Source organism: Pectobacterium parmentieri (assembly GCF_001742145.1).
In the GTDB taxonomy this organism is placed as follows: domain Bacteria; phylum Pseudomonadota; class Gammaproteobacteria; order Enterobacterales; family Enterobacteriaceae; genus Pectobacterium; species Pectobacterium parmentieri.
Genome location: NZ_CP015749.1, coordinates 3,931,721 through 3,943,303, shown reverse-complemented (window position 1 = coordinate 3,943,303; position 11,583 = coordinate 3,931,721). Strand labels below are relative to the sequence as shown.

Annotated in this window: 8 protein-coding genes; 5 read left to right on the top strand and 3 right to left on the bottom strand. The window is 51.3% G+C overall.

Annotated features, from left to right (window positions below; translation table 11 throughout):
• Positions 1–44: 44 nt before the first annotated feature.
• The 5 genes from livH (at position 45) to A8F97_RS17865 (ending at position 4,971) form a co-directional block, all read left to right on the top strand.
• Positions 45–971: a high-affinity branched-chain amino acid ABC transporter permease LivH gene (gene livH, locus A8F97_RS17885; RefSeq protein ID WP_005976436.1), complete on the top strand. Its 927-nt coding sequence runs from the start codon at positions 45–47 to the stop codon at positions 969–971.
• A complete protein-coding gene (locus tag A8F97_RS17880; RefSeq protein WP_012821948.1) occupies positions 968–2,242 on the top strand; it encodes a high-affinity branched-chain amino acid ABC transporter permease LivM in 1,275 nt (424 codons plus the stop codon). The genes livH and A8F97_RS17880 overlap by 4 nt, the downstream gene beginning before the upstream one ends.
• A complete protein-coding gene (livG, locus tag A8F97_RS17875) occupies positions 2,239–3,009 on the top strand; it encodes a high-affinity branched-chain amino acid ABC transporter ATP-binding protein LivG (RefSeq protein WP_012821949.1) in 771 nt (256 codons plus the stop codon). Before A8F97_RS17880 ends, livG begins: the two co-directional genes overlap by 4 nt.
• 5 nt (positions 3,010–3,014) lie before the next feature.
• Positions 3,015–3,716: a high-affinity branched-chain amino acid ABC transporter ATP-binding protein LivF gene (gene livF / locus A8F97_RS17870; RefSeq protein ID WP_005976440.1), complete on the top strand. Its 702-nt coding sequence runs from the start codon at positions 3,015–3,017 to the stop codon at positions 3,714–3,716.
• Between the two features lie 64 nt (positions 3,717–3,780).
• Complete coding sequence (locus A8F97_RS17865) at positions 3,781–4,971, top strand: aminotransferase-like domain-containing protein (protein ID WP_012821950.1); 1,191 nt, start codon at positions 3,781–3,783, stop codon at positions 4,969–4,971.
• A gap of 98 nt (positions 4,972–5,069) precedes the next feature.
• Here the strand turns inward: A8F97_RS17865 and A8F97_RS17860 are convergent, their stop codons facing one another.
• From A8F97_RS17860 to A8F97_RS17850, 3 genes are all read right to left on the bottom strand, one after another.
• Positions 5,070–6,716 carry a methyl-accepting chemotaxis protein gene (locus A8F97_RS17860; RefSeq protein ID WP_033072362.1) on the bottom strand — a complete coding sequence of 549 codons (1,647 nt, stop codon included), beginning with the start codon at positions 6,714–6,716 and terminating at the stop codon, positions 5,070–5,072.
• A gap of 596 nt (positions 6,717–7,312) precedes the next feature.
• On the bottom strand, positions 7,313–8,983 hold the full coding sequence (locus A8F97_RS17855) for a methyl-accepting chemotaxis protein (RefSeq protein WP_033072361.1): 1,671 nt from the start codon (positions 8,981–8,983) through the stop codon (positions 7,313–7,315).
• A gap of 745 nt (positions 8,984–9,728) precedes the next feature.
• Positions 9,729–11,399 carry a methyl-accepting chemotaxis protein gene (locus A8F97_RS17850; protein WP_012821953.1) on the bottom strand — a complete coding sequence of 557 codons (1,671 nt, stop codon included), beginning with the start codon at positions 11,397–11,399 and terminating at the stop codon, positions 9,729–9,731.
• Between the last annotated feature and the right edge of the window lie 184 nt (positions 11,400–11,583).

Genomic DNA, 11,583 nt, shown 5'->3' with positions numbered 1-11,583 from the left:
CCCCCGTTGCCGCAAGGCGCGGGGGCGGCATTTAAGGTTAAGGTATGTCCGAGCAGTTCCTCTACTTTCTTCAGCAGATGTTCAACGGCCTGACGTTGGGCAGCACCTATGCGCTGATCGCCATTGGTTACACCATGGTCTACGGCATTATCGGCATGATTAACTTCGCACACGGCGAGGTTTATATGATCGGTAGCTATGTCTCCTTTATTGTTATTGCGGCCCTGATGATGATGGGCATCGACACTGGCTGGCTGCTGATTAGCGTTGCCTTCATTGCCGCCGTAGTGATTTCCAGCGCTTATGGCTGGAGTATCGAACGGGTGGCCTACCGTCCCGTGCGAACGTCAAAGCGTCTGATTGCCCTGATTTCTGCCATCGGGATGTCGATTTTCCTGCAAAACTACGTCAGTCTGAATCAAGGCTCACGTGATGTTGCGCTGCCGAGTCTGGTGACCGGCCAGTGGGTGCTGGGTGAAAGCAATGGCTTTACTGCCACCATTAGCACCATGCAGTTGACCATCTGGATTGTTACATTCCTCGCCATGCTGGCGCTGACGCTATTTATTCGCTATTCCCGTATGGGACGCGCCTGTCGTGCCTGTGCGGAAGACTTGAAAATGGCTAGCCTGTTGGGTATCAGCACCGATCGCGTCATCTCTCTGACCTTCGTCATTGGCGCGCTCATGGCCGCCGTTGCCGGTGTGCTGCTGGGACAATTTTACGGTGTCATCAACCCCTACATTGGCTTCATGGCCGGAATGAAAGCCTTTACGGCTGCGGTACTGGGTGGGATTGGTAGTATCCCAGGTGCGATGATCGGCGGGCTGATTTTAGGCGTAGCGGAAGCGCTGACGTCCGCTTACCTGAGCACGGAATACAAAGATGCGGTGTCATTTGCGCTGCTGATTGTGGTGCTGCTGGTGATGCCTACTGGCATTCTGGGTCGCCCGGAGGTTGAGAAGGTATGAAACAGCTCAACCTGTTTAATGCGTTAGTTTCCGCGTTCATGCTGCTGGTGCTGGCCTCGTTTTTAATGGGCATGCAACTGGCGCTGGATGGCACCAAACTGGTAGTGCGCGGTGCCGATGAAGTTCGCTGGTATTGGATTGGTGCGGGCTGCATCGTGGTGTTCTTCTTTCAATTGATCCGCCCGTTCTTCCAGCAAAGCATCAAGAAATTTTCCGCACCGTCGCTGGTGCTGCCCAGTTTTGATGGCAGTACGCCACGGCAGAAGGTATTGGCTGCCGCGTTGATTATCGCCGCTATTGCCTGGCCGTTTCTGGTCTCGCGCGGTACGGTGGATATTGCCACCCTCACATTGATTTACGTGATGCTGGGTCTGGGCTTGAACGTCGTCGTGGGGCTGTCCGGTCTGCTGGTGTTGGGCTACGGCGGGTTTTACGCCATTGGCGCGTATACCTATGCCTTGCTGAACCACTATTACGGATTGGGTTTCTGGGAAAGTTTGCCGCTGGCGGGCATGGCGGCGGCGCTGTCCGGCTTCCTGCTGGGGTTCCCGGTGCTGCGTTTACGCGGCGACTATCTGGCGATTGTGACGCTCGGGTTCGGCGAAATTGTCCGTATCCTGTTGCTGAACAATACCGAAATTACCGGTGGCCCGAACGGCATCAGCCAGATCCCTAAACCGACCTTCTTGGGTCTGGAATTTGGCCGCAGCGCGCGCGATGGCGGTTGGGATACGTTCCATAATTTCTTCGGTCTGCAATATGACCCCAGCGATCGCGTCATCTTCCTGTATCTGGTCGCGCTGCTGTTGGTCATATTAACCCTGTTTGTGATTAATCGTCTGCTGCGGATGCCGCTGGGCCGCGCCTGGGAAGCGCTACGCGATGATGAGATCGCCTGTCGTTCTCTGGGGCTGAGCCCAACGCGCATCAAGCTGACCGCCTTTACCATCAGCGCCGCATTCGCTGGGTTCGCGGGTACGCTGTTTGCCGCGCGTCAAGGGTTTGTCAGCCCGGAATCGTTTACATTTGCTGAGTCGGCCTTTGTGCTGGCCATCGTTGTGCTGGGCGGCATGGGCTCGCAGTTTGCGGTCATTCTCGCTGCGATCCTGCTGGTCGTGTCTCGCGAACTGATGCGTGACCTGAATGAATACAGCATGCTGTTGCTGGGTGCATTGATGGTTCTGATGATGATTTGGCGTCCGCAAGGCTTGCTGCCGATGACGCGTCCTGAGATGAAGTTGAAAGTCGCGAAGAAGGAAGAGCAAGCATGAGCACGCAGCCACTATTATCAGTCCGAGGTCTGATGATGCGTTTTGGCGGCCTGCTGGCGGTCAACAACGTTGAAATGGACATTCATACTGGCGAAATCGTCTCGCTGATTGGTCCGAACGGTGCAGGGAAAACCACGGTCTTTAACTGCCTGACCGGTTTCTATCGCCCGAGTGGCGGCACCATTATGCTGCGCGATCGTCATCTGGAAGGGTTACCCGGACAGGCCATTGCCCGTATGGGGGTGGTGCGCACATTCCAGCACGTTCGTTTGTTCCGTGAAATGTCGGTGATCGAGAACCTGCTGGTTGCGCAGCACCAGCATCTGAAAAGCGGCGTGTTTGCCGGGCTGTTGAAAACACCGGGTTTTCGCCGTGCCGAAGCGGATGCACAAGAGCGCGCCGCGGTGTGGCTGGAGCGTATCGGTCTGTTAGATTTAGCGAACCGTCAGGCGGGGAATCTGGCTTACGGCCAGCAGCGCCGTCTGGAAATTGCCCGCTGTATGGTGACGCGGCCTGAGCTGCTGATGCTCGATGAACCCGCCGCGGGTCTGAACCCGAAAGAAACTGACGAGTTAAATCAGCTAATTGTGGAACTGCGCGATAGCCATCAGGTGTCTGTTCTGTTGATTGAACATGATATGAAGCTGGTCATGGGGATTTCCGACCGGATTTATGTCGTCAATCAGGGAACGCCGCTGGCACAAGGCACCCCGGCTGAAATTCGTAACAACCCGGATGTCATCCGTGCATATTTGGGTGAAGGATAACGTTTATGCTGTCATTACATCAGGTTTCTGCCCACTACGGAAAAATTCAGGCGCTGCATCAGGTTAGCCTGCATATTAATCAGGGCGAGATTGTCACGTTGATCGGTGCTAACGGTGCCGGTAAAACCACGTTGCTGGGCACGCTGTGCGGCGATCCGCGCGCAACGGAAGGCTCGATTACGTTTGACGGTAAGGACATCACACACTGGCAGACGGCGCAGATTATGCGCGAAGCGATCGCGATTGTGCCGGAAGGTCGTCGCGTCTTTTCCCGCATGACGGTAGAAGAAAATCTGGCGATGGGCGGGTTCTTTGCCGAGCGCGATCAGTATCAGGAGCGTATTGCGCGCGTCTACGATCTGTTCCCGCGCCTGTATGAGCGACGCGCCCAGCGTTCCGGCACCATGTCTGGCGGTGAGCAGCAGATGCTGGCGATTGGTCGTGCGCTGATGAGCCAGCCGCGTTTACTGCTGCTGGACGAGCCATCGTTGGGGCTGGCACCGATTATTATTTTGCAAATTTTTGATACTATCCAGCAACTGCGCGAAGAGGGCATGACTATCTTCCTGGTGGAGCAAAACGCCAATCAGGCGCTGAAACTGGCTGACCGGGGTTATGTACTTGAAAACGGCCATATCGTATTGGAAGATACCGGTGCGGCATTGTTAGCTAATGAAGCGGTACGTTCGGCCTATCTAGGCGGATAATGTTAATAAAATAGTCGATATCGGGCCGGTTTACCGGCCTGTTTCGTAGAAGGGTTAAGAAGACATGGCCATTGAAGGGTTGTTAGCGCACCGCATCGCCCAGTTAAAAAGTTCCGCCATCCGTGAACTGCTGAAACACAGCAAGATGGAAAACATTATCTCGCTGGCTGGCGGGATCCCATCAGATGCATTGTTTGATTTCGAAGGGTTAAATCAGGCCACGCAGTTAGCGATTACCGAACAGCCGAAAACGGCATTCCAGTACGGCTTAACCGAAGGCAGCGGCATACTGCGCGATCGCATTGCCGATCTGTGTGCGGTGCGCGGCGTAAAAACACGCGGCGACGATATCGTAGTGACGGCAGGTTCACAGCAGGCACTGGACCTGATTATGCGTGCGATGATCGATCCCGGCGATGTGTTCGTCGTTGAACGCCCAACGTATCTGGCGGCGCTGCAAACGCTGGAACTGGCGCAGGCGAATGTGATGTCGGTGTCATCCGATGCCGACGGCATGGTGGTTGATGAGCTGGAAGAGCTGTTGAAGAAACAGCGCATCAAGGGCGTCTATATTGTCCCGAACTTCGGTAACCCGAGCGGCGTGACGCTGAGTTATGAACGTCGCCTGCAATTGGTTCAACTGGCGGAGCGCTACGGTTTTGTCATTATCGAAGACGATCCGTATGGCGAATTGCGTTTCACCGAAGAGCGCAACCCGACGCTGTTCCAACTGGCGCAGGATAAGCTGGGCAGCACGGAATACGTACTGTATACCTCCACGTTCTCGAAAGTGTTGGCTCCGGGTCTGCGTCTTGGTTGGGCGATTCTGCCGGACTGGCTGTTGCACAAGGTAGCAATTATCAAGCAGGCTGCCGATTTGCACGCCAGCGCGCTGTCGCAGACCGTCGCAGAATGCTATCTGGGGCTGGGCCGTTTGGATACGCAGATCGAAAAAATTCGCCATGCCTATAAGCATAAAGGCGAACTGCTGGCACAGCTTATTGAGAAAGAGCTGGGTGATGTGATCACCTTCAACCAGCCGAAAGGTGGGATGTTCCTGTGGGCGAAGTTCCGTCAGGACGATTTCAACACCACGGAATGGCTGAAGAAGACGCTGGAACAGGGGGTTGTCTTCGTTCCGGGTGAGTTCTTCTTCCCAGATAATATCGATTACTCAACGCTGCGTCTGTCCTTTGCAACGGCAACGGATGAGCAAATGCATGAAGCGGTGGCGCGGCTGCGTCGGGCGCTGTAATTGCTGATAGCAGGTAATCTGTTGATGTGAAAAGCCGCTGATATTTCAGCGGCTTTTTTAGTATTAATCGTCTTTTTTAGCGTGAATCGATTCTATGCTTAAAAGGTTTCCCAGTTCTGGTGACTCGACTTGCCAGCTAACGTCAGTCTCGGTCTGGATTGCGTAGCTACCGGTGGTGCGGCTCGCTGTGGCTGGACGCCGTCAATTTTGAAAACCCCCATCAGTTCAAGCAGATTTTTGGCCTGTTGGCTCAGGCTATCTGCGGCGGAAGCCGACTCTTCAACCAGTGCCGCGTTCTGCTGAGTGACCTGATCGAGTTGGTTCACCGCATCATTGACTTGAGAAACGCCCTGTTCCTGCTCATGCGTAGTCAGGCCGATCTCCGTGATAAGGCTGGCGACTCGCTGCGATTGTTCCACAACTTCTTCTATGGTGATGCCCGCTTCGTTAACGAGCGCCTCACCGGCTTCCACTTTTCCTACGCTAACGCCAATCAGATCCTTGATTTCACGCGCAGCAGAAGCGGAGCGTTGAGCCAATGAGCGAACTTCTCCGGCGACGACTGCAAACCCGCGTCCCTGTTCTCCCGCTCGCGCGGCTTCGACAGCGGCGTTGAGTGCCAGAATATTGGTTTGGAAAGCAATACCGTCAATCACGCCAATAATATCGCCGATTTTACGTGAACTAGCCGTGATCTCTTCCATAGTCCGCACGACGTTGTTGACGACATCCCCTCCTTTACGGGCGGCGGCACTGGCTGAGTTGGCGAGCTGTGCGGCGGTGCGCACGGTGTCGGCGTTCTGTTTAACCGTGGTATTCATTTCTTCCATGGAAGCAGCGGTTTCTTGCAGGTTGGCGGCCTGCTCTTCTGTGCGCTGGCTGAGATCGGTATTCCCCATCGCAATCTGACTAGCGCCTGTGGCGATAGACTCGCTGCTTTGATGGACTTGCCCAACGATATTGCTCAGGCTTTGGCGCATTTCCTCCATCGCAGCGAGGACGCTGGTGGTGTCTCCGGCGCGTCGTTCAATAGCGATGGCAAGATTCCCTTGTGCAACCTGGCGGGTAATCTCCAGCGTATAGGCGGGTTCCCCACCAAGCTGGCGCTTGATTTTCCGGGTAATCCACCAGGCAACAACGCCTCCCAGCAGAGCAGAGCCCAGTGCGATGATCAGCATTAGGGTGCCAGCGCGTAACGCATTATTCTCAGATTCATTGGCGAGCGTGACAGTCAGTTGTTTTTGCATCTCAACCATTTTATCCAGCGTATCGAATACGCTTGCTTGCGTGGTGCGTACCTCCGTCAGCAGGACGTTACGAAATGCGTCGTGTTCGCTGGTCATAGCCAGAACGATGGCTTTCTTCATGCTGCTGGTATACGCGGGGCGAGCCTGCTCGAACGTGGCGAGCAGTGTTTTAGCCTCGTTATCCACCGCGTTTTTGCGTATTTGTACGAGTAAATCGCTATTGCGTGCGATGGTTTTCTCAATGCGATCTTGTTCCACCTTCATTTGCTGTTGGTCGGTTAGTAGCGCAATATTTCTGATGGATCGTGCCGCGATGTTGACGTTGTCTTTAACTTCCTGCATGAGCAGGAGATTGGAAATACGCATTTGTGACAAAAACTGAATATTTCCCCCGAGCTTTTCTAATTGAATGCGACCCAATATGGCGACTAAAAACCCAATAACGATAATGAGCGTAAATCCTGCCCCTAACATTTTTCCCAAACTTATATTCTTCATGATGTTCCTTTTTTATTTATTGAGATCTGACACAGCAGGTGTCGTTTTTTTATGCTAGGGGCGATGGTACAGACGCGATTCGCCCCACGAACTCTATTGTTTTTATCATTCCGCTTATCTCCCAACATTTCTTCGAGGCAGGAATGTCGGCGACATGTGTGCCCAGTCGCTGCATTGGCGAAAGGAAATAATTGTCGCGTTCAGACACGTATGGAATGCCTGTTGGGGATATTTACAGGCTAAGGGAATGACAAATAAAGTGTAGACAATAACGTGATAGGTTGATGGCAGAATAAGCGTAATAAAACCCCCCTGATTTATTATCCGGCGGAAATTTAATATTATTTTCTTATGGTAATTAGGATGGATTAATAAATATCAATCAACAAATTAATACCCAGCAAGGAGTATTTTCTTTCCTTATCACTATTAGTTTGTAACTTGTTATTTCTAATTGTGATGTTTATTAATTATCGCGGTTTTTTTAGCCTTATTATTTATTCTTGCTATCCCTATACTACAAAAAACCGCTGAAGGCTCAGCGGCTTTGTTTTTATGATAAAACATTGAAGGAGACGATAGTTTGGCCGTCTTCGTTAAAAGGTTTCCCAGTTATTGCTGCTGGCGTTACCTGATTGGCTGGCTAGAGCCAATCTCGGTGCAGTTTGCGGTTTCATCGGTGATGTCAGTCGCGGTGCTGGTGCTTGAACGCCGCTGATTTTGAAAACGCCCATTAATTCCAGCAGCGTTCTGGCCTGCTCACTCAAGCTGTCAGCGGCAGAAGCTGACTCTTCCACCAGTGCGGCATTCTGCTGCGTCACCTGATCGAGCTGATTCACCGCATCATTCACTTGGGCAACGCCTTGTTCCTGCTCGTGTGTTGTCAGGCCGATTTCACTGAGCAGGTTAGCAACGTGCTGAGATTTTTCGACAATGTCTTTGATGGTGATACCTGCGTCGTTAACCAGTTTCTCACCCATTTCTACATTCGCTACGCTTACGCTAATCAGATCTTTGATTTCACGCGCGGCGGAAGCGGAACGCTGTGCCAGAGAACGCACTTCACTGGCGACCACGGCGAAGCCACGGCCCTGTTCACCGGCTCTTGCTGCTTCAACGGCAGCGTTGAGGGCCAGAATGTTGGTCTGGAAAGCAATGCTATCTATGACACCGATAATATCGCCGATTTTACGCGAACTGGCGGTGATATCTTCCATTGTCCGTACAACGTTATTGACTGCATCGCCGCCTTTCTGCGCCGTAGTGCTGGCAGAATGGGCTAACTCTGTTGCGGTGCGCACGGTCGCCGCATTCTGTTTCACCGTGGTATTCATCTGTTCCATCGAGGCGGCGGTTTCCTGAAGGTTCGCCGCCTGCTCTTCCGTGCGTTGGCTGAGATCGGTGTTGCCCATTGCGATCTGTGTCGCACCCGTGGCGATCGATTCGCTGCTCTGATGTACCTGACCGACAAGATTGCTCAGGTTTTGACGCATATCTTCTATCGACGCCAGTACGCTGGTGGTGTCTCCGTCGCGTAGTTCAATCGTAACGGCCAGATTCCCTTGTGCGACCTGACGCGTTACTTCCAGCGTGTAGGCCGGTTCCCCCCCGATTTGGCGTTTAATCGTCCGAGTGATCCACCATGAAATCAGTATACCCAGCACGACGGAAAGCAGGGCGATGATGACCATCAGCGTACCCGCATTATTCGCATTTTTTAAAGATTGATCGGCGATTTCAACCGTGAGTTTCTCTTGCCAGTTAACCATGTTATTCAAGGCGTTAAAGACAGAATCCTGCTTGGCTTTTACGTCGGTTAATAACAGGTCACGTGCTTCGTTATTCTTGCCTGTCATCGCCAGCGTAATAGCCTCTTTCATGGCGACGCTGTAAGCTGGGCGTACCTGTTCCAGTATGGTTACCAGCCCCTTAGCATGCTTATCGACAGTGCTATCGTCTATTTTTAATAGCAGTGCGTTATTGCGAGAGATTAGCTCCTCGATACGCGCTTTCTCTTCCTGCATTTGCCTCTCGTCTTCCAGCAATACCAGATTTCTGACAGCAATCGCATTGGCGTTAATGTTGTCTTTAAACTCTTCCATCATCAGGAGGTTGGCAATACGGACTTGCGATAACACTTGAATGTTTTCGCCGAGTTTGTCTAACTGGATACGACCAAATATCGCCACCAGAAAACCGATGGCAATGACCAGAGTAAAGCCTGTCCCTAGCATTTTACCCAGGCTGCTATTTTTGATGAGATTCATGGTGTCCCTTATTATATGTTGAAAACGACTATTGTTAGAACTGGTATGCTTGTAATGTGAAATAAACGTTGCGAGAACATATTGATTTTGCAAGTGCCATCGCGTTTATGTGTCCTTTTACTCATTGCCCGTTTCCTTGTGGTAATAAACGTAAGCTGTGCTTACTGGTTCCTGTGACGTTATTCGCTAAGTGATGATGGATGAAATGCGGTGTACTGTGAGTGTGAATTCGTTCGGAAGAACATTTGCATATAAGGAGAAATGATGGCGCAGGAGTATAAAGGGATGAAAGGAAAGCCGCAATATCGATAGGGGTTATACTTCACGCGAGCGGGGAGGGAGGTGTAATGTTAAATTGACAACCATGTTAATAAACGTTGCGATTATGATTTTTTGCTTATTTATTCAGCCCTAAAGCGATATTTGTTTTCATTTATTCTTTTTTTTTGAAGGATATGGTGTTTTTACCATCATATATTTGATGTTCTTTATAATCTCAGATCGCCGCTTCTCTTACTTTCTATTTATTTTATTCTATTTCACTTGGTATAAAGCCAATTGCTAATTTTTATTTTTTATTAATTGCTTTTCCCTATTGAAAGCGTTGGTCATTTTCTTCAATGCATAGCGACTCTTTTTTCAATCAATAGTGGAAACGTACTAAGTGGTGATGTGAGGTGTTCAGGTTCAAAAGGGATAAAAAACCGCTGATTGCTCAGCGGTTTGGCTTTCTTTTACTTAATCGTTAAAAGGTTTCCCAGTTTTGGCTACTGCTTCCCGTTTTGCTTTTAGGATTAGCGAGGGAAAGCGTTGTGCTGGTGGGCCTTTTCAGCGGCGATGCAACATGCTGCGACGACCCGCCTTCAACGACGAAGACTTTCATCAGCTCTACCAGATGGGCGGCCTGATCGCTCAGGCTATCGGCAGCGGAAGCGGATTGCTCGACGAGAGCAGCGTTCTGCTGGGTGACCTGATCGAGTTGGTTAACGGCATCATGAATCTGTGAAACGCCGGATTCTTGTTCCTGCGTGGTGACGCCAATTTCGTTGATCAAGTCGGCAACGTGGCGGGCTTGACGCACTAACTCTTCGATCGTCGTTCCCGCATCGCTGACCAGAGCAGAACCCGTCTCGACTTTCTTGACGCTGTGGCCGATCAGCTCTTTAATCTCTTTGGCGGCGGTGGCGGAGCGCTGTGCCAGCGAGCGCACTTCGCCAGCGACTACGGCAAAACCTCGTCCTTGCTCACCCGCGCGTGCGGCCTCTACTGCGGCGTTGAGCGCCAGAATATTGGTCTGAAAAGCGATACCATCAATGACGCTGATGATGTCACCAATTTTTTGCGAGCTGTCAGTAATTTCTTTCATGGTGATAACGATATTGTTGACGGCTTCACCACCTTTAGCCGCAGTATTGCTGGTGGCCTGCGCCAGTTGTGCAGCGTTACGCACCGTATCTGAGTTCTGTCTCACGGTTTGGCTCATTTCTTCCATTGAGGCAGCGGTTTGTTGCAGGTTGGCTGCTTGCTCTTCCGTGCGCTGGCTGAGATCGGTGCTGCCTGCGGCGATCTGGCTGGCTCCGGTCGCGATGGATTCACTGCTTTCACGCACCTGTTCAACAATACCACTCAGGCTCTTGCGCATGTGGTTCATGGCGGATAACAGGCTGGTCGTGTCGCCTGTCGCCAGATTAATCGGTATGGCGAGATTACCCTGGGCGATTTCCTGTGTGACCTGTGTGGCATAGGTGGGTTCGCCACCCAGTTGCTTTTTGATGTGGCGAGTAATCAGCCAGGCGATGCACACACCAATCAATGAAGCGATGCCTGCCAGTATCAACAGTGAATTGCCATCATAGTAAGACTCTTCAATCGCATTGGTGGCCGTTTGCGTGGTGTAGTCTTTCTGCAATTGAATCATGGTGTTCAGATTGTTGAAAAGTTTGGTTTGTATCGGCTCAAGCTGGGTTTTGACTAACTCGATGGATTCGGCCTGTTTATTGTTGAGCGACAGGGCGACGGATTGACGGCCTACGGTGGCAAATGCAGTGCGGTTTTGTTGAAGGTCACCCAGAATATTGCGAACCTCTTTTGCTTGTAAATTCTCTTCTAGTTGAGTGACGAGCTTTGCGTTTTTGGCGCTCGTGGTTTCAATCAGTTTTTGATTGTCCTCCAGAACCGTTTTTTCCGTTGTGATAAGCATGCGTAACGTGGCTTTGATCGTGACGTTCAGATTATCTTTCAACTCTTGTAGCACGATGAGGTTGGCAAGGTGGTTCTTGGCAAGATTGTCAGTGGTATTCCCGAGGCCAATCAGATGCGTTCTGCCGAAGATGGCCACTAATAGGCCGATAATAATAACAATGGCAAAACCCGAACCGACCTGAGTGCCCAGTTTCATTTTTCTTATACGCTGCATGTTATCCCCATGACCTATTTAAAAGGTATATCGTTATTACGTGAGTTTTTTTATTCTCAGGAAGCAATGTACTGGCGTGGTTCCCGATCCTTTAGGTGAATAACTGACCCGTTCAGTCTGAAATATCGGCATTTTTGGGGAAAACATTGATTTTAATTCTTACTGCTGTGGCATGGCGCACGAT